This is a genomic window from Streptomyces sp. SLBN-8D4, from assembly GCF_049739545.1.
In the GTDB taxonomy this organism is placed as follows: domain Bacteria; phylum Actinomycetota; class Actinomycetes; order Streptomycetales; family Streptomycetaceae; genus Streptomyces; species Streptomyces canus_C.
Genome location: NZ_JBMGQC010000001.1, coordinates 3,846,991 through 3,863,974, shown reverse-complemented (window position 1 = coordinate 3,863,974; position 16,984 = coordinate 3,846,991). Strand labels below are relative to the sequence as shown.

The 16,984-nt window shown below is 71.6% G+C and carries 17 protein-coding genes and 1 riboswitch; of the genes, 7 read left to right on the top strand and 10 right to left on the bottom strand.

Annotation, left to right across the window (positions count from 1 at the left end; translation table 11 throughout):
• Entirely contained in the window at window positions 1-948 is a 948-nt protein-coding gene (locus tag RKD20_RS17215) for an ABC transporter substrate-binding protein (protein ID WP_424878502.1), read from the top strand.
• Window positions 949-954: 6 nt separating this feature from the next.
• Here RKD20_RS17215 and RKD20_RS17210 read toward each other — a convergent pair whose 3' ends face one another.
• Genes RKD20_RS17210 through RKD20_RS17200 form a run of 3 tightly spaced genes read right to left on the bottom strand, consistent with a single transcriptional unit; the run spans window position 955 to window position 2,611 of the window.
• Window positions 955-1,677, bottom strand: coding sequence for an isocitrate lyase/PEP mutase family protein (locus RKD20_RS17210; RefSeq protein ID WP_424878501.1), 723 nt, complete (start codon window positions 1,675-1,677; stop codon window positions 955-957).
• Window positions 1,674-2,117 (bottom strand): carboxymuconolactone decarboxylase family protein, encoded by a 444-nt coding sequence (locus tag RKD20_RS17205; RefSeq protein WP_424878500.1) that lies wholly within the window; start codon window positions 2,115-2,117, stop codon window positions 1,674-1,676. The genes RKD20_RS17210 and RKD20_RS17205 overlap by 4 nt, the downstream gene beginning before the upstream one ends.
• Window positions 2,114-2,611, bottom strand: a complete 498-nt coding sequence (locus tag RKD20_RS17200; RefSeq protein ID WP_424878499.1) for a carboxymuconolactone decarboxylase family protein — start codon at window positions 2,609-2,611, stop codon at window positions 2,114-2,116. The genes RKD20_RS17205 and RKD20_RS17200 overlap by 4 nt, the downstream gene beginning before the upstream one ends.
• Before the next feature lie 46 nt (window positions 2,612-2,657).
• Here RKD20_RS17200 and RKD20_RS17195 point away from each other — a divergent pair, with 46 nt between their 5' ends.
• Complete coding sequence (locus RKD20_RS17195; protein ID WP_424878498.1) at window positions 2,658-4,049, top strand: PLP-dependent aminotransferase family protein; 1,392 nt, start codon at window positions 2,658-2,660, stop codon at window positions 4,047-4,049.
• Between the two features lie 92 nt (window positions 4,050-4,141).
• Here the strand turns inward: RKD20_RS17195 and RKD20_RS17190 are convergent, their stop codons facing one another.
• Window positions 4,142-5,005, bottom strand: coding sequence for a hypothetical protein (locus RKD20_RS17190; RefSeq protein ID WP_424883244.1), 864 nt, complete (start codon window positions 5,003-5,005; stop codon window positions 4,142-4,144).
• A 309-nt stretch (window positions 5,006-5,314) separates the two neighbouring features.
• Here RKD20_RS17190 and RKD20_RS17185 point away from each other — a divergent pair, with 309 nt between their 5' ends.
• Window positions 5,315-6,166: an LLM class flavin-dependent oxidoreductase gene (locus tag RKD20_RS17185; RefSeq protein WP_424878497.1), complete on the top strand. Its 852-nt coding sequence runs from the start codon at window positions 5,315-5,317 to the stop codon at window positions 6,164-6,166.
• Between the two features lie 110 nt (window positions 6,167-6,276).
• Window positions 6,277-6,366, top strand: a riboswitch (ZMP/ZTP riboswitch).
• A 40-nt stretch (window positions 6,367-6,406) separates the two neighbouring features.
• Entirely contained in the window at window positions 6,407-7,858 is a 1,452-nt protein-coding gene (locus RKD20_RS17180) for a glycine hydroxymethyltransferase (RefSeq protein ID WP_424878496.1), read from the top strand.
• Window positions 7,859-7,896: 38 nt separating this feature from the next.
• On the opposite strand, the gene RKD20_RS17175 is transcribed toward RKD20_RS17180, so the two are convergent.
• The 3 genes from RKD20_RS17175 to RKD20_RS17165 form a co-directional block, all read right to left on the bottom strand.
• Window positions 7,897-8,547 carry a hypothetical protein gene (locus tag RKD20_RS17175; RefSeq protein WP_424883243.1) on the bottom strand — a complete coding sequence of 217 codons (651 nt, stop codon included), beginning with the start codon at window positions 8,545-8,547 and terminating at the stop codon, window positions 7,897-7,899.
• Between the two features lie 367 nt (window positions 8,548-8,914).
• Window positions 8,915-9,817 (bottom strand): hypothetical protein, encoded by a 903-nt coding sequence (locus RKD20_RS17170; RefSeq protein WP_424878495.1) that lies wholly within the window; start codon window positions 9,815-9,817, stop codon window positions 8,915-8,917.
• Window positions 9,804-10,364 carry an RNA polymerase sigma factor gene (locus RKD20_RS17165; protein ID WP_424878494.1) on the bottom strand — a complete coding sequence of 187 codons (561 nt, stop codon included), beginning with the start codon at window positions 10,362-10,364 and terminating at the stop codon, window positions 9,804-9,806. The genes RKD20_RS17170 and RKD20_RS17165 overlap by 14 nt, the downstream gene beginning before the upstream one ends.
• A gap of 142 nt (window positions 10,365-10,506) precedes the next feature.
• Here RKD20_RS17165 and trpS point away from each other — a divergent pair, with 142 nt between their 5' ends.
• Window positions 10,507-11,520 (top strand): tryptophan--tRNA ligase, encoded by a 1,014-nt coding sequence (trpS, locus tag RKD20_RS17160; protein WP_424878493.1) that lies wholly within the window; start codon window positions 10,507-10,509, stop codon window positions 11,518-11,520.
• A 187-nt stretch (window positions 11,521-11,707) separates the two neighbouring features.
• Window positions 11,708-12,292 carry a 2'-5' RNA ligase family protein gene (locus tag RKD20_RS17155; protein ID WP_424878492.1) on the top strand — a complete coding sequence of 195 codons (585 nt, stop codon included), beginning with the start codon at window positions 11,708-11,710 and terminating at the stop codon, window positions 12,290-12,292.
• 65 nt (window positions 12,293-12,357) lie between these two features.
• Here RKD20_RS17155 and RKD20_RS17150 read toward each other — a convergent pair whose 3' ends face one another.
• Window positions 12,358-13,113, bottom strand: a complete 756-nt coding sequence (locus RKD20_RS17150) for a decaprenylphospho-beta-D-erythro-pentofuranosid-2-ulose 2-reductase (RefSeq protein WP_424883242.1) — start codon at window positions 13,111-13,113, stop codon at window positions 12,358-12,360.
• A 93-nt stretch (window positions 13,114-13,206) separates the two neighbouring features.
• On the bottom strand, window positions 13,207-14,580 hold the full coding sequence (locus RKD20_RS17145; protein ID WP_424878491.1) for an FAD-binding protein: 1,374 nt from the start codon (window positions 14,578-14,580) through the stop codon (window positions 13,207-13,209).
• Between the two features lie 199 nt (window positions 14,581-14,779).
• Between RKD20_RS17145 and RKD20_RS17140 the strand changes: the two genes are divergently transcribed.
• Window positions 14,780-15,691: a YihY/virulence factor BrkB family protein gene (locus RKD20_RS17140; RefSeq protein ID WP_424878490.1), complete on the top strand. Its 912-nt coding sequence runs from the start codon at window positions 14,780-14,782 to the stop codon at window positions 15,689-15,691.
• Here RKD20_RS17140 and RKD20_RS17135 read toward each other — a convergent pair.
• Window positions 15,636-16,931, bottom strand: coding sequence for a D-alanyl-D-alanine carboxypeptidase family protein (locus tag RKD20_RS17135; RefSeq protein ID WP_424878489.1), 1,296 nt, complete (start codon window positions 16,929-16,931; stop codon window positions 15,636-15,638). The two genes, RKD20_RS17140 and RKD20_RS17135, sit on opposite strands and share 56 nt — an antisense overlap.
• Window positions 16,932-16,984: the final 53 nt, after the last annotated feature.

Here is a 16,984-nt window from a genome sequence, read left to right as displayed (position 1 = left end):
ATGCGCGTACGTGCGATCGCGGGCGTCGGCGCCCTGCTGCTGCTCACCGGCTGCGGAGCCGCCGACATGACCAAGCAGGCCTCGCCCTTCGCCAACGCCCAAGGCGCCAAGTCGGTGACCCTGTCCGTGCAGTCCTGGGTCGGCGCGCAGGCCAACGTGGCCGTCGCGCAGTACCTCCTGGAGCACAAGCTCGGCTACCACGTCGACACCGTCCAGGTCGACGAGGTGCCCGCCTGGGACGCGCTCAGCCAGGGCCGGGTCGACGCCATCCTGGAGGACTGGGGCCACCCCGAGCAGGAGCAGCGGTACGTCAAGGACAAGAAGACGATCACCGCGGGCGGCGGACTCGGCGTGACCGGGCACATCGGCTGGTACGTCCCGACGTACTTCGCCAAGCAGCACCCGGACGTCACCAACTGGAAGAACCTCAACAAGTACGCCTCGCAGCTCCGTACGGCGGAGAGCGGCGGCAAGGGCCAGCTGATGGACGGCTCCCCGTCCTACGTCACCAACGACAAGGCGCTGGTGAAGAACCTGGACCTGGACTACCAGGTGGTGTTCGCCGGTTCGGAGGCCGCGCAGATCACCCAGATGAGGCAGTTCGCCAAGGAGAAGAAGCCCTTCCTGACCTACTGGTACGCCCCCCAGTGGCTGTTCGAGAAGGTCCCGATGACCGAGGTGAAGCTGCCCGCCTACAAGGAGGGCTGCGACGCGGACCCGGCGAAGGTCGCCTGCGCCTATCCGCACACCCCGCTACAGAAGTACCTCAACACGGACTTCGCCAAGTCCGGCGGCAAGGCGGCGGCCTTCCTGAAGAAGTTCAAGTGGACGACCGAGGACCAGAACCAGGTCTCCCTGATGATCGCCGACCAGAAGCTGACGCCGGAAGAAGCGGCGAAGAAGTGGGTGGACAGCCACCCGTCCACCTGGAAGGCGTGGCTGTCCTGAGCCCGACTAGGTCCGGAGGCTGTCGGCGAGCTCGCGCATCTGCCGGGCCGCCCGGCGCTGGAGCCCCGGTCCGAACGTGACGCGAGTGGCCCCGAGTTCACCGAGTTCGGTGGGCGAGGGGCCCTCGCCGTCCAGCCGCCCGAACACGTTCAGCGGCCCCTGGATCCCGGACCGCAGCAGCGGCAGTACGTGCGCCGGGGCGCCGATCGGATAGACGCAGTCGGCGCCCGCGGCGACATACAGCGCGGCCCGCTCGATGGCCCGTTCCGGATCGCCGTCGCCGTAGGCGAACGTGTCCACGCGGGCGTTGACGAACAGCAGGTCACCGGCCGCGTACCGCACCTCGGCGAGCCAGTCGGCGTGCCGGTGCGGGTCCTTCAGGGTCCCGTACTCGGAGTCCTCCAGGTTGCAGCCCACGGCGCCCGCCTCCAGCAGCCGCTCCACCAGTTCCTTCGGCGCCAGCCCGTACCCGCCCTCGACGTCCGCCGAAACGGGGACGTCCACGGCCCCGCACACGCGCGCCACCGCGGCGAACATCTCGTCGGCCGGCGTGGACCCGTCCTCGTGGCCGAGGGCGGCGGCGATGCCCGCGCTGGGCGTGGCGAGCGCCGGGAACCCGGCCTCCTCGCACACCCGGGCGCTGACCGCGTCCCACGGGCCGGGCAGGACGAGGGGATCGCCAGGGAGGCGGTTGCGGTGCAGGGCGCGAAAGACGTCCACCTTGCTCACGGCCGGTACCCCCCGGGCGGGATGCGGCGGGCGACCATCACCCGGTTCCAGTTGTTGATCGCGACGATCAGGCCGACGAGATGGGCGAGCCTGTTCTCGTCGAAGTACTTGGCGGCGGTGGCGTACACGTCGTCCGGCACGGAGCCCGCCGTCAGGACGGTCACCGCCTCCGTGAGCGCGAGCGCGGCCCGCTCCCGCTCGTCGAAGACGCCCTCGGCCTCCTCCCAGGCGGCCAGCAGATCCAACTGCCGCTCGTCGACCCCGTGTTCGCGGGCGATGCGCAGATGCATGTCCAGGCAGAACGCGCAGTGGTTGAGCTGCGAGGCCCGGATGACGACGAGTTCGGCGAGGGCCGCATCGCCGAGCCCCTTCTTCGCGGCGGCGCTGAGCGCGGACAGGGCCCGGCCGACCTCGCGGTCCAGGACGTCCGTACGGCTCACTGGTGCTGCCCCGCCTCGTAGTGGCCCGGGACCATACGGCAGGTCACACCGAACCGGTTCCACGCGTTGATCACCGTGATCGCGGCGATCAGCTGGGCCAGCTCGGCCTCCTCGAAGTGCTTGGCGGCCCGCTCGTACACCTCGTCCGGCACGAAGCCGTCGGTCAGGACGGTGACGGCGTCGGTCAGTTCGAGGGCCGCGACCTCCTTCTCCGTGTAGAAGTGCCGCGACTCCTGCCACGCGCCGAGCTGGATGATCCGCTCGACGCTCTCACCGGCCGCGAGGGCGTCCTTGGAGTGCATGTCGAGGCAGAAAGCGCAGTGGTTGAGCTGCGAGGCACGGATCTTCACCAGCTCAAGCAGTCGGGGGTCCAGTCCCTGCCGGGCGGCCGTGTCGAGGCGGAGCATCGCCTTGTAGACCTCCGGGGCGTGCTGGGCCCAGGCCAGGCGGGTCGGGTGTTCGGGGGTGTACACGACGGTTTCCTCTGTGGTCATGTCTCGACCCTAGGAGCCGGGCAGCCCAGGAGTATGGTCCATTTTCATGGCAAGATCCTGGGCCACTTCCGGCATCGACCTGCACCTGGAACCCACCGGCGGGGGAGTCCGAAGGGGCCTCACCGACGCCCTGCGCGAGGCCGTCCGCACCGGCCGCCTCGCCCCCGGCACCCGGCTGCCGTCCTCCCGCGCCCTCGCCGCCGACCTGGGCATCGCCCGCAACACCGTCGCCGACGCCTACGCCGACCTGGTCGCCGAGGGCTGGCTCACCGCCCGCCAGGGCTCCGGCACCCACGTCAGCGACCGCACGGTCGTCCCGCCCGCCGGGCCCACCTCACCCCGCCCCCGCACCCCCGGGCACCCCACCCACAACCTCGTCCCCGGCACCCCCGACCTCGCCTCCTTCCCACGCGCCCAGTGGATCAAGGCCGCCCGCCGCGCCCTCGCCACCGCCCCCTACCAGGCCCTCGACTACGGCGATCCGCGCGGCCGCGTCGAACTGCGCACCGCCCTCTCCGCGTACCTCGCCCGCGCCCGAGGGGTGCGCGCCGACCCCGAACGCATCCTGGTCTGCGCCGGGTTCTCGCACGGACTGCGCCTGCTCGGCGCGGTGCTGCGGGCCCGGGGCGCCCGCACGGTCGCCGTGGAGTCCTACGGCCTCGACGTGCACTGGAACCTCCTGGCGGCCGCCGGTCTGCGGACCGTGCCGCTGCCCTTCGACGAACGCGGCACGGACCCACGGGAGTTGACCGACCAGGACGCGGTGCTGCTCACCCCCGCCCACCAGTTCCCGATGGGCGGCACCCTGCACCGCGACCGCCGTTCGGCCGTCGTGGAGTGGGCCCGCCGCACCGGCGGACTGGTCGTCGAGGACGACTACGACGGCGAGTTCCGCTACGACCGCCAGCCCGTCGGCGCACTCCAGGGCCTCGACCCCGACCACGTGGTCCACGCGGGCACGGCCAGCAAGTCCCTCGCCCCCGGCCTGCGACTGGGCTGGCTGGTACTGCCGCCCGGCCTCATGGAGGAGGTGCTGGCGGCCAAGGGCGGCATCGACACCTGCGGGTCCCTCGACCAGCTGACCCTCGCCGAGTTCCTGACCTCCGGCGCCTACGACCGCCATGTGCGCGCCGCCCGGCTGCGGTACCGGCGCCGCCGTGACGCCCTCGTCGCCGAGCTCGCGCGACGGGCCCCGCGGGTCCACGCCACCGGGATCGCGGCCGGTCTGCACGTGGTGCTGCGCCTCCCGCCCGGCACCGAGCAATCGGCGCTGCGGGCCGCGGCCTGGCAGGGCCTCGCGGTCCACGGGCTGCACCGCTACCAGCACCCCGAGGCCGTCGTCGAGCCGCGCGACGCGCTCGTCGTGGGCTACGGGACACCGCCGGACCACGCCTGGTCGGGAGCCCTGGAGGCGCTGTGCGCGGTACTGCCCGAATGACCTGGCCTCTTCAGGGGATTCGCCGCTCTATCGGTCTTTCGGCCGGCATGGCTCGCTCTGCCGAGCAGTTCCGGCAGTAACCCGAGTAACCCTCAAGGAACTCGGGACGGGGATTGCGGAGCGGAATGTGCCGGGGCCTCCCCGAACCTGGCCAGCGCCAACGCCCCCGCCACGGCCACCGCGAAACCCAGCACCGCCACCCACGACAGCCCTTCCCGGGTTCGGTCCCCGAGCCACACCACTCCCACCAGCGCGGGTCCGATCGTCTCGCCGATCACCATCCCCGCGGTCGCCGTGGTCACCGAGCCCCTCTGCAACGCCGAGGTCAGCGACAGAAAGGCCGCGCCACCGCCGACGAGGAGCGCGTACGTCGCCGGGTTGGCCACCAGTGCCGACGGCGCGAGCGAGTCGATCAGCCGCACGGCCACCTCGACCACCCCGAACCCGAGCCCGGCTCCCAGTCCGAGCGCCAACGCCCGCCCGCGGTCCGGCAGTCGCCCACCCAGCAGCGCGAGCGCCAGCACCGCCAAAGATGTTCCGAGCATCGCGTACTTCAGAGCCGCGGGACCGCCCCGGTCGCCCTCCGTCCCGGACGCGATCCCCAGCAGCGCCATCCCCGCGCACACCACCCCGACCGCGCCCCACTCGCTCCCGCTCAGCCGGACCCGCAGCAGCCGCGCCGACACCACCGCGGTCACCGCGAGACTCGACGCGAGCGCCGCGCCGACCGCGTAGATCGGGACCGACCGCAACGCGGCGATCTGCAACAGGAACCCCAGCCCGTCCAGGGCCAGCCCCGCCAGATACCGCCACTGCCGGACCGCCCGCAGGAACAGCGTCACCGCGAACGCCGTCCCCTCGCCGTCACCGCCGCCCGCGTCCGCCGCCCGTGCCGCCATCGCCTGCAACACGGTGGCCGTCCCGAAGCAGACCGCGGCACCCAGCGCACACACCATTCCAAAGAGCACGAAGTGACCTTAGGGGAGGTGGTGGGAGGCGGGCTGAGACGGGTCGGTCGCAGGCGGGTCGGGGGATCTGCAGTGGGGGTGGCCCGTGTCCCGGCGCCGCGTCCTCCCACGCCCGTCGAAAACGCGTTGTCGCGCCTCGCCCGACCGCGTTACGGTCAGCGCACTCTGACGCACACGCTCTCTTGAACCATCGCCGCAGAACGGGAGCAGGTCCGCGCACAGCGCGCGGCACCACGGAGGGGCGGCACCGGATCCGGCCGACCGGCCGATCTCGTACGCCCTCCGGAGGACTCTCCCATGAACATCGGCCTCGGCCTCCCCATCGACGACCCCGCCCAGCTGCTCACCTGGGCCCGGCGCGCCGACGCGAGCCCCTTCCGCACACTCGGCCTGCTCGACCGCCTCGTCTACGACAACCCCGAGCCCCTCATCACCCTCGCGACCCTCGCCGGCGCCACTTCCCGCGTCCGTGTCCAGACCGAGGTGCTGATCGCGCCCCTGCACAACACCGCGCTGCTCGCCAAGCAGACCGCGACTCTCGACCGCCTCTCGGGCGGCCGGTTCACGCTCGGCATCGGTGTCGGAGGTCGTGAGGACGACTGCCTGGCCGCCGGCATCGACCTCCACCGCCGAGGCCGCCGCCTCGACGAACAACTGATCCAGCTGCGCCGCGCCTGGTCCGGCGAGCCGTACGGAGAGGGCGTCGGTCCCATCGGCCCCGCCCCCGTCACCCCGGGCGGCCCCGAGGTCCTGTTCGGCGGGTTCGCCCCCGCCGCCCTCGAACGCGTCGGCCGCTTCGGCGACGGCTTCCTCGGCGCCGCCCTGCCGCCCACCTTCATGTCCAAGCTGTTCCGCGACGCCGAAACGGCCTGGCAGAAGCACGACCGCCCCGGCCGCCCGCGCCTGGTCGCCCAGGCGAACGTCGCTCTCGGCCCGGACGTCACCCTGGACCTGGCCCGCCGCAACCTCCGTGACTACTACGCCTTCAGCGGCCACGTCGACTACATGGAGGCCGGCCTGCTCACCACACCGCAGCAGATCCGGGAGGCCGCCGACGCCTACATCGCCATCGGTGCCGACGAGGTGATGCTCTACTGCTGGGCCTCGGACGCCGACCAGATCGACCGCCTGGCCGACGCGCTGTTCTGACGACCGCCGCCGCCACGGCTTCGAGGCCCGGAACCCGCCACCCGGCCTCGAAGCCGTCGCTCGCATGGTGGACGCCGCACAGGTGCCCTTCGGCGTGCCCGGTAGGCTGACCGACAGGCCGTGACTGGCGCGCTGGGATGGGACGGACCATCAGGGAGCGGCCTGTGAGTGACCAAGTGCCGTGCGCCTGGGCCGACCCGTGACCCGTGACCGCTTCAGCCACGCAGCCCGGAGGCCGCCATGTCAGAGCAGCAGCCCCTGTCCACCGAGTCCACGGCCTTCCGCGCCGCCCTCGACGTGATCCGCGCCGTCGAGCCGCGCGTCGCCGACGCCATCGGCCAGGAGGTTCACGACCAGCGCGAGATGCTCAAGCTGATCGCCTCCGAGAACTACGCCTCCCCGGCCACCCTCCTCGCGATGGGCAACTGGTTCAGCGACAAGTACGCCGAGGGCACCGTCGGCCGCCGCTTCTACGCCGGCTGCCGCAACGTCGACACCGTCGAGTCGCTGGCCGCCGAGCACGCCAGGGAACTCTTCGGCGCCCGCCACGCCTACGTCCAGCCGCACTCCGGCATCGACGCCAACCTCGTCGCCTTCTGGTCCGTCCTCGCCCAGCGCGTCGAGGTCCCCGCCCTGGAGAAGGCCGGCGTTCGCCAGGTCAACGACCTCTCCGACGCGGACTGGGCCGAGCTGCGCCAGGCCTTCGGCAACCAGCGCATGCTCGGCATGTCCCTGGACGCCGGCGGCCACCTCACCCACGGCTTCCGCCCCAACATCTCCGGCAAGATGTTCGACCAGCGCTCCTACGGCACCGACCCCGCCACCGGCCTCGTCGACTACGACGCCCTGCGCGTCTCGGCCCGTGAGTTCAAGCCGCTGATCATCGTCGCCGGCTACTCCGCGTACCCCCGGCTGGTGAACTTCCGGATCATGCGCGAGATCGCCGACGAGGTCGGCGCCACGCTCATGGTCGACATGGCCCACTTCGCCGGTCTCGTCGCAGGCAAGGTCCTCACCGGCGACTTCGACCCGGTCCCGCACGCCCAGATCGTCACCACCACCACCCACAAGTCCCTGCGTGGCCCGCGCGGCGGCATGGTGCTGTGCGACGACTCCCTCAAGGACCAGGTCGACCGGGGCTGCCCGATGGTCCTCGGCGGCCCGCTCCCGCACGTCATGGCCGCCAAGGCCGTCGCCCTCGCCGAGGCCAGGCAGCCCTCCTTCCAGGACTACGCGCAGCGGATCGTCGACAACTCCCGCGCCCTGGCGGACGGCCTGATGCGACGTGGCGCCACCCTGGTCACCGGCGGCACCGACAACCACCTCAACCTGATCGACGTGACCTCCTCCTACGGCCTCACCGGCCGTCAGGCCGAGGCAGCCCTGCTCGAGTCGGGCATCGTCACCAACCGCAACGCCATCCCGGCCGACCCCAACGGCGCCTGGTACACCTCCGGCATCCGCATCGGCACCCCCGCCCTGACCACCCGCGGTCTCGGCACCGCCGAGATGGACGAGGTCGCCGGTCTCATCGACCGCGTCCTCACCACCACGGAGCCCGGCACCACCAGCAAGGGCGCCCCCTCCAAGGCCCAGCACATCCTGGACCCGAAGGTCGCGGACGAGATCTCCCACCGGGCCACCGACCTCGTGGCCGGCTTCCCGCTGTACCCGGAGATCGACCTCGGCTGACACACGTCCTCTCTTGAGTTGTCAAAGACCGGTGACTCCTAGAGATCGATGAGTTCCTGACGTGGCTCGTCCCGCGGCGGTCCGGCCCCTGGCCCGACCGCCGCGCGGCGTATCAGCCGCGTGCCGCCGGCTCCCGCCGCGAAGCCCACGACGAGCCCCGGCACCGCCCACCACACACCGTGCCCCGGGCCCGTCGAACCCTTGGAGCCCTCCTCCCTCCTCTCCCCGGCACCGCCCGCGAGGCCCGCCCGGTCCAGCCGCTCGAACACCGCCCGGGGTGCCCGGTGCCAGCGGATGTCGTCGTCCTCCCGCTCCGGCGCCGGATCCGAGCGCACCCACGGAGTGCCGTCCCCGGCCAGAAACAGCTGGTCCTGCCGCGCCACCGCCACATCCCCACCCGGCGCCGAATCCGTCCGAGGCCAGCCGCCCACCCCCGTCAGCCCCCACAGCACGGTGAACCGCACCGGCGGGTACCGGCCCTCCTCCCAGGCGTCCGAGACCCGCTCCGTGCCCGGGTACGTCGGCTGAAGCAGCTGCCACAGACGAGTGAAGTACGGCTCGTCGGCACGCACGGCCTGCGTCCGGCCCGAGCCGCCGGTGACGACCATCGCCAGGTCGGGCCTGTCCAGGCCCGCCTCCCGCGTCCGCGGTGTCGCCGCGTCGGCCGCGGGCGCCGCGAGCACGGTCATCACCGCCACGACCGCCACCGGTGCGAGCACCGTGAGCACCTTGCACGCCCCCGGTCGAAGTCTTGCGAGTGTGCTTCGCATGCCATCCCCCTCGATCGAATCAGCCTCGCTTCCTCAAGCTCGCGTGCACGTCCTTTCGTCACACCGTCACCTCGAGCACCGCTGCCAACCCGCCCGATCCCGCTGCCAGTTCACGACAGCGGCTCCTCCGCCCGCTCGTGCTCCGCGTCATGCCGACCCCCGCCAGACGATCTTCGTGCGGCCCGTAGGCGAGCCGCGTGTCACTTCTGGTACACCGGCCGGCCCGGTGGGGTTCCCACCCCGCGCGCACCAATCCGAGGACTTCCCGGAGCCCTCGTACCGGCGTCTAGCCCTCGTGCCCCGGCTCGGCGAGGGACTTCGCGATCGCCACAGCCCGCGCCTTCGACGCGACCCCCTCCAGCCGCAGGGTCACATCCGGCATGTCCAGGAGGCCCGACCCGCGCATCCACAGCAGCGTCGGCCCGGCGGTCCGCTGCTCGCGGGTGTAGCGGGAGCCGGCCGCGTCCACCAGCCAGAAGCTCAGCAGGTGAGGTCGTGGAAACCACAGGGCTGTGTCATTGGCCGCCCCGAGGTCCGAGGAGTCCCCGCGCAGGGAGAGCCACTCCGGCTGCTCCCGCACACTTTTGGTGAAGCCGATGTCCAGCCGGGCCGGGTACTCGTCCAGCCGGACGGCGCGCCCCCGTTCACGCCAGCACAGGTTCACCAGAGACCGCCCCCGGGGCTCGGCCGTCACCGTCACCGCGTCCGGAGCGCCGAGCGCCGCCGGCACCAGTGGCTCGAACCCCGCCCGCCGCTCGGCCTGCGCCAATGACAGTGAGCGCCCGCAACCTGGCACCTCGGCTCCCGGCGAGGGCACGGCCGACGGGTCGTACCGCACCTCGACCCCACCGAAGTCGAACCAGTCCAGGACCGCCGCCCGCACCGGAGGCGTGAGCGCGAGGACCGCCAGCAGCCCGCACAGGGTCGCGGTCAGCGAGCGCCACCGCGCCCGCGCCCACCGCCGCACCGCCCCCAGCCGCTCACCGGGACCCGGCGCCTGGGCCACCGGGACCGGCAGCCGCTCCGCGAGTATCTGCTCCAGCACCCGCTCCACCATCGACTCGGGCCCGCCCGCACCCGGAGCGTCCAGCGAGCGCCCGAGCGCCCGCAGCTCCTCCGGCAGCCGGGACGCCCGCTCCCGCGCGCTGTCGCCGGCGCCCTCACCGCCGTAGGACTCACTCACGCTCATCACCTCCTTCCCGAGGGTCGACATCAGGCAGCAGCTTGCCGAGCTTGCGCAGCGCGCGGTTCAGGCGGGACTTCACCGTCCCCCGGGGCCAGCCCAGGGCCTGGGCCGTCTCGGACTCGTCCATCTCCAGCAGATAGCGGTAGGTGACGACCAGGCGGTGCTCCTCGCTCAGCCCCTCCAGCGCGGACTCCAGGGCGGCTCGGCGCTCTATCTCCACGGCCGCGACCGCGGGGTCGGCCGATTCGGGTATCAGCGGCTCGGCCTCCGCGAAGGCGGCCTCGCGGCCGGCGAGCGTGCGCTGGCGCGCCGCCGTGCGCACTGTGTTCCTCGTCTCATTGGCCACGATCGACATGAACCACGGCTTGAACGCCGAGCCCTCCCTGAAGCGGCCCAGCGAGCAGTACGCCTTGACGAAGGCCTGCTGCACCACGTCCTCCGCGTCCGCACCCGCCCCGAGCGCCGCTGCCGCCCGCAGTGCCAGGCCCGTATGCGCCCGCACCAGCTCCGCGTACGCCTCCGGGTCTCCGGCGCGTACGCGTGCGATCACCGCGGCCTCATCGACGATGCGGCCCCCCTCCCGCGTCCTCACACGATGGGTACACCGCCCGGACCGAATCGGTTCCCACCCGTGGCACATCTGTTTCCGACTGGTTCCGGATCGGCCCCCGACACCTGAGAGAATGGTGGGCATGGCCTCTGACCGACCCCGTGTGCTCTCCGGAATCCAGCCCACCGCAGGCTCGTTCCACCTCGGCAACTACCTCGGCGCCGTCCGCCAGTGGGTGGCCCTGCAGGAGTCCCACGACGCGTTCTACATGGTCGTCGACCTGCACGCGATCACGGTTCCGCAGGACCCGAAGGAGCTCACGGCCAACACCCGCCTGGCCGCGGCCCAGCTCCTCGCCGCGGGCCTCGACCCGGAGCGCTGCACGCTCTTCGTCCAGAGCCACGTCCCCGAGCACGCCCAGCTGGCCTGGGTCATGAACTGCCTCACCGGCTTCGGCGAGGCCTCCCGCATGACCCAGTTCAAGGACAAGTCCGCCCGGCAGGGCGCCGACAGCGCGAGCGTCGGCCTGTTCACGTACCCGATCCTCCAGGTCGCGGACATCCTGCTCTACCAGGCCAACGAGGTCCCGGTGGGCGAGGACCAGCGCCAGCACGTCGAGCTGACCCGCGACCTCGCCACGCGCTTCAACGGCCGCTTCGGCGAGACCTTCACGATCCCGAAGCCGTACATCCTCAAGGAGACGGCGAAGATCTACGACCTCCAGGACCCGTCGATCAAGATGAGCAAGTCGGCGTCCACGCCGAAGGGCCTCATCAACCTCCTCGACGAGCCGAAGGCCACCGCCAAGAAGGTCAAGAGCGCGGTCACGGACACCGACACCGTCGTCCGCTACGACGTGGAGAACAAGCCGGGCGTCAGCAACCTGCTCACCATCTACTCGACCCTGACCGGCACGGGCATCCCCGAGCTGGAGCAGCAGTACGAGGGCAAGCTCTACGGCGCGCTCAAGACGGACCTCGCCGAGGTCGTCGTCGACTTCGTGACGCCGTTCCGGGAGCGCACCCAGCAGTACCTGGACGATCCGGAGACGCTGGACTCGATCCTGGCCAAGGGCGCGGAGAAGGCCCGCGCGGTCGCCGCGGAGACCCTCTCCCAGACGTACGAGAAGGTCGGCTTCCTGCCCGCCAAACACTGATCGCCGTCCCAGCCCGTCGGCACCGACCGCCGGGCACCGGGCGTACCACCGCACACCAGCACCACCGGGCAGAGCGCTGCACATCACTATGCCTGCGCCTGCCCACAGCACAGCCGTGGCCGTACAGTCGATAGCCGGACGGCTGGGAACGAATCCGACAGGACGACAGGGACGAACAGGAGACGACGTGGGGACCGTAACGATCGGTGTGTCGATCGCGGTCCCGGAGCCCCACGGCAGCCTGCTCCAGGAGCGGCGCGCGGGCTTCGGCGACGCCGCGGCTCACGGGATCCCCACCCATGTCACCCTGCTGCCGCCCACAGAGGTCGCGGACACCGCGCTGACCGCCATCGAGGCGCACCTCACCGAGGTCGCCGCGGCGGGCCGGCCGTTCCCGATGAAGCTGTCCGGCACCGGCACCTTCCGGCCGCTGTCACCCGTCGTGTTCGTCCAGGTCGTCCAGGGCGCAGACGCCTGCACCTGGCTCCAGAAGCAGGTCCGTGACGCCTCGGGGCCGGTCGCGCGGGAACTCCAGTTCCCCTACCACCCGCACGTCACGGTCGCCCACGGCATCGACGAGGCGGCCATGGACCGCGCCTTCGAGGAACTCGCGGACTTCGAGGCCGCATGGCCGTGCACCGGCTTCGCGCTCTACGAGCAGGGGCCCGACGGGGTGTGGCGCAAGCTGCGCGAGTTCACCTTCGGGGGAGCGGTCGTGCCCCCGCAGGCGGGGCACGTGGAGCGCGGCTCCCTGCCCACGAGCCAGCTGTAACTCCTGGTACAGGCGCTGTAACGGCTACAGGTGTTGTAACGGCAGCCCTCCAGCCATACCCGCAGTTACAGCGACAGCCGCCGGATCACCGCCCGCGGCAGATGCCGGACCGCCGACATCACCACCCGCAGCGCTCCCGGTACCCACACCGTCTCGGAGCGCCGCCGCAGACCCAGCTCGATCGCGGTCGCGACGGCCTCCGGTGTGGTCGCGAGGGGCGCCTCCTCCAGACCGGCCGTCATCCTCGACCGTACGAACCCCGGGCGTACGACCATCACGTGCACGCCCGTGCCGTGCAGGGCGTCACCCAGCCCCTGCGCGAAGACGTCGAGGCCGGCCTTGCTGGAGCCGTAGATGAAGTCGGCGCGGCGGGCGCGCTCACCGGCCACGGAGGAGAGCACGACCAGCGAGCCGTGCCCCTGGGACTGCAACGCGCGCGCGGACACCAGGCAGGCCGAGACGGCGCCCGTGTAGTTGGTCTGCGCCACCCGCACCGCGGCGACCGGCTCGCGCTCGTCGTGGGCCTGGTCGCCGAGGATCCCGAAGGCGAGCAGCACCATGTCGATGTCGCCCTCGGCGAACACCTTGCCGAGCACCGCCTCGTGGGACTCGGGGTCCAGGGCGTCGAAAGCGACGGTGCGGACCTCGGCCCCCAGGGCGCGCAGTTCCGTGGCGGCCGACTCAAGGCCGGGGGAGGGGCGCCCCGCCAGCCATACCGTGCGAGTGCGACGCACGACGAGACGGCGGACGGTGGCCAGCGCGATCTCGGACGTGCCGCCGAGGACGAGCAGGGACTGGGGAATGCCGAAGGCGTCCTTCACGAGCAGCTCCTTGGGAGGGCCTGACATGTTCAGCGGGCTCAGCGGGCTCAGCGGGCTCAGCGGGCTCAGTGGGCTCGGAGGATTCAAGAGGGCTCAGAGCGTGAGGCGGCGGGACAGGTCGGAGGTGAACACCCCGCGCGGATCCAGCTCCGCGCGCAGCGCACGGAAGTCGTCGAGGCGCGGGTACATCGCGGCGAGCAGGTCCGGCCGCAGACGGGAGTCCTTGGCGAGGCAGACCCGCCCGCCGGCCGCGGCGACCTCCTCGTCCAGCTCGTCGAGGAGCGGGGCGAGGCCCGGCAGACCTGCGGGGAGGTCCAGGGCCAGCGTCCAGCCGGGTACCGGGAAGGAGAGCCAACCGGGGTCGGCGTCCCCGAACCTCTTGAGGACGGCGAGGAAGGACGGGCACCGCTGTCCGCAGACCCGCCGCACGATCCGGCGCAGGGCCTCCTCCTGGCCGTGTCCGACGACGAACTGGTACTGCACGAGGCCACCGCGGCCGTAGATCCGGTTCCAGTGCGGTACGCCGTCCAGGGGGTGGAAGAAGGCGGAGATCCGCTGCAACCGGCCGGTACGCGCGCGGGGCGTCTTCCGGTACCGGAGCTCGTTGAACAGACCCACGGTCGTGCGGTTGACGAGCCCCTCGGGGAGGAACGCGGGCGGGGACGGGAAGCGCGGGGGCCGGAAGACCAGCGGGTCTCTACGCGCACGCGTGCCCCCGGCGAGCGGTCCCGGCGTCCGCAGCGCCTCCAGAGGCGCGTGGTCGCCCCGGGTCAGCACCGCCCGCCCCGTCGCGCTCCCGCGGGCCAGCAGGTCGATCCAGGCGACCGAATAGCGGTAACCGCGATCGCCGGTCGTCAGACGGACCATCAGATCGTCGAGGTCCCGCGCGCGTTCCGTGTCGACCGACATCAGTGAGGTCTCGACCGGCTGGAACTGGACCGTCGCGGTGAGGATCATCCCTGTCAGGCCCATGCCGCCGGTGGTCGCGTCGAACAGGGGGGTGCCGCGGCGCACGGTGCGGATCTCGCCGTCCGCGGTGAGGAGTTCGAACGACAGCACATGGCGGGAGAAGGAGCCGGACACATGGTGGTTGTTGCCGTGCACGTCCGCGCCGATCGCGCCGCCGACCGTGACATAGCGGGTGCCGGGCGTCACCGGCACGAACCAGCCGAGGGGCAGCAGCGCCTGCATGAGCCGGTGCAGGGAGACGCCCGCGTCGCACAGCACGGTGCCGCCCTCGGCGTCGATCGCGTGGACGCGGTTCAGAGCGGTCATGTCGAACACCGCGCCGCCGGCGTTCTGGGCCGCGTCCCCGTAGGCCCGCCCCAGGCCCCTGGGGATGCCGCCGCGGGCCCCGCAGCCCCGGACGGCGGCCACGGCCTCCTGGTAGCTCCGCAGGCGGATCGGACGGGCCGCGGTGGGGGCGGTGCGGCCCCATCCCGTGACGGGAACGGTGTCGGCAGACATGCCGGTGACCGTATCGCCGCTATAGCGGCAATTCGCTCGTAAACCTCATTGTGCTCCCCAAAATGGGTGATTAATGGGATGTCACCCAATATGCAGACCCTCATGCCGACCGCGCCCCCGACCCCACGGCACGCGTGGCGCTCCCGCGTTTTCGGGGTACTCACACATCGGTCTTCCACCCGGAGGGCAAGATCCGATCATGGACTGGCTGAAGAGACTCCCCGTCGTCGGGCCCCTGTGGGTGCGCCTGACGGCCACGCACGCGTGGCGGTCGTACGAACGGCTGGACCGGGTGAAGTGGACCCGGCTGGCCGCCGCGATGACGTTCACCAGCTTCGTCGCACTGTTCCCGCTGCTCACCGTGGCCGCCGCGATCGCCGCCGCCACGCTCAGCAACAAGCAGCAGAACGACCTCCAGAACAAGATCGCCGACCAGGTGCCCGGCATCTCCGACCAGCTGAACATCGACGACCTGGTGCAGAACGCCGGCACCGTCGGCCTCATCGCCACGGCCGCCCTGCTGTTCACCGGCATCGGCTGGGCCGGCTCGATGCGCGAGTGCCTGCGCGCGGTGTGGGAGCTGCCCGACTACGAAGAGAACGCGGTCCTGCGCAAGGGCAAGGACCTGGGCATCCTGATCGGGCTCGGCGGCGCCGTCCTGGTCACGCTCGCCATCTCCACCGTCGCCTCCGCGCTGGTCGACCGGATCGGCGGGGAACTCGGCCTCCAGGAGGGCGGCGCGGGCCGGTTCCTGTTGCGGATCACCGCGTTCGCCATCGCCGTACTCGCCGACTTCCTGCTCCTGCTGTACGTCCTGACCCTGCTGCCCGGCGTCGAGCCGAGGCGCCGCCGGCTGTTCGTCGCCGCGCTGACCGGCGCGGTCGGCTTCGAGCTGCTGAAGCTGCTGCTGAGCGGCTATATGCAGGGCGTGGCGACGAAGAGCATGTACGGCGCGTTCGGCGTCCCCGTCGCCCTGCTGCTGTGGATCAACTTCACGGCGAAACTGGTGCTGTTCTGCGCCGCGTGGACGGCGACGGGGAGCAAGGAGCAGGAGCTCACGGACGGGACGAGCGCCGACGTACCAGATCCGGCAACGGCCAGCGGCGGTTGACGAGGAACGCGGCGCCCGCGAGCAGCACGAGGAGGCCGCCGGCGATCGCGAAGGCGGTCTCCATGCCACGGGAGCCGCCGGCGGCCGTGGCGGACGTGACGGGCTTCGCCGAGGCCCCCGGACCCGCGGACTGACCCGAGCCGCCGGAGCCGCCGCCCGCCTGCCCGGAGGTCCCCGACTGCGCGGCACCCTTCGGCGGCACCAGCTCACCCACCGGCTGCACCTTGCCGGCCGCCTTGAAGCCCCAGTCGAAGAGCTTCGCGGTCTCCTTGTAGACCTCGTTGTGCTCTTCCTTCGACGGGTTCATGACGGTGACGAGCAGCACCCTGCCATTGCGTTCGGCGACACCGGTGAAGGTGGCGCCGGCGTTGGTGGTGTTGCCGTTCTTCACACCTGCGATGCCCTGGTACTGCGAGATGTCGTAGTCACCGCTCAGCAGCCGGTTGGTGTTCTGGATCTCGAAGGGCTTGCGGACGGCCTTGTCCTTCTTGTCCTTCTTCGTCTCGCCGGGGAACTTCGCGGTGACCGTCGAGCAGTACTCGCGGAAGTCCTTCTTCTGCAGCCCGGAGCGGGCGAACAGGGTCAGGTCGTAGGCGGAGGAGACCTGGCCGGGGGCGTCGTAGCCGTCGGGGCTGACCACGTGCGTGTCGAGGGCCTGGAGCTCCTCGGCGTGCTCGTTCATCTCCGTGACGGTCTTGGCGACGCCCTTGTTCATCGCGGACAGGACGTGCACCGCGTCGTTGCCGGAGCGAAGGAAGACGCCGAGCCACAGGTCGTGGACCGTGTACGTCTCGCCCTCCTTTATCCCGACCAGGCTGGAGCCGGCGCCCATGCCCGCGAGGTCGGAGGGGACGACCTTGTGCTTCTCGGCCTTGGCGAACTTCGGCAGCAAGGTGTCCGCGAAAAGCATCTTCATGGTGCTCGCGGGGGGCAGCCGCCAGTGCGCGTTGTGCGCGGCGAGCACGTCGCCGGACTCGGCGTCGGTGACGATCCACGACCGCGCGGTGATGTCCTTCGGCAGCACCGGGACCCCGCTCGCCAGATTGACCTGGGTGCCCGTCCGGCCGAGCCGTGAACCGCCCACGGTCGACATGCGGGCCGGCGGAGTGGCCGAGGGACTGGCGCTCGGTGACGGGCTGGGGGCCGCGAGGGCGACGGGCGCGGTCAGCGCGAGGGACGACAGGGCGGCGGAGGTGACCAGCAGGGATCGCCCGGCGGTCTTCTTGTGGGGTGCGGACACGCTCAGGAACGTACATGGCGCGGAGGGCGAAGTCCCGCGGCCCGCTGCACCCC

What these genes read in the sequence shown, in the direction of transcription:
- RKD20_RS17215 (WP_424878502.1), top strand. Translation starts at nt 1, where the DNA reads ATGCGCGTACGTGCGATCGCGGGCGTCGGCGCCCTGCTGCTGCTCACC.
- RKD20_RS17200 (WP_424878499.1), bottom strand. Translation starts at nt 2,611, where the DNA reads ATGACCACAGAGGAAACCGTCGTGTACACCCCCGAACACCCGACCCGC.
- RKD20_RS17195 (WP_424878498.1), top strand. Translation starts at nt 2,658, where the DNA reads ATGGCAAGATCCTGGGCCACTTCCGGCATCGACCTGCACCTGGAACCC.
- RKD20_RS17190 (WP_424883244.1), bottom strand. Translation starts at nt 5,005, where the DNA reads ATGGTGTGTGCGCTGGGTGCCGCGGTCTGCTTCGGGACGGCCACCGTG.
- RKD20_RS17185 (WP_424878497.1), top strand. Translation starts at nt 5,315, where the DNA reads ATGAACATCGGCCTCGGCCTCCCCATCGACGACCCCGCCCAGCTGCTC.
- RKD20_RS17180 (WP_424878496.1), top strand. Translation starts at nt 6,407, where the DNA reads ATGTCAGAGCAGCAGCCCCTGTCCACCGAGTCCACGGCCTTCCGCGCC.
- RKD20_RS17175 (WP_424883243.1), bottom strand. Translation starts at nt 8,547, where the DNA reads ATGACCGTGCTCGCGGCGCCCGCGGCCGACGCGGCGACACCGCGGACG.
- RKD20_RS17170 (WP_424878495.1), bottom strand. Translation starts at nt 9,817, where the DNA reads ATGAGCGTGAGTGAGTCCTACGGCGGTGAGGGCGCCGGCGACAGCGCG.
- trpS (WP_424878493.1), top strand. Translation starts at nt 10,507, where the DNA reads ATGGCCTCTGACCGACCCCGTGTGCTCTCCGGAATCCAGCCCACCGCA.
- RKD20_RS17145 (WP_424878491.1), bottom strand. Translation starts at nt 14,580, where the DNA reads ATGTCTGCCGACACCGTTCCCGTCACGGGATGGGGCCGCACCGCCCCC.
- RKD20_RS17140 (WP_424878490.1), top strand. Translation starts at nt 14,780, where the DNA reads ATGGACTGGCTGAAGAGACTCCCCGTCGTCGGGCCCCTGTGGGTGCGC.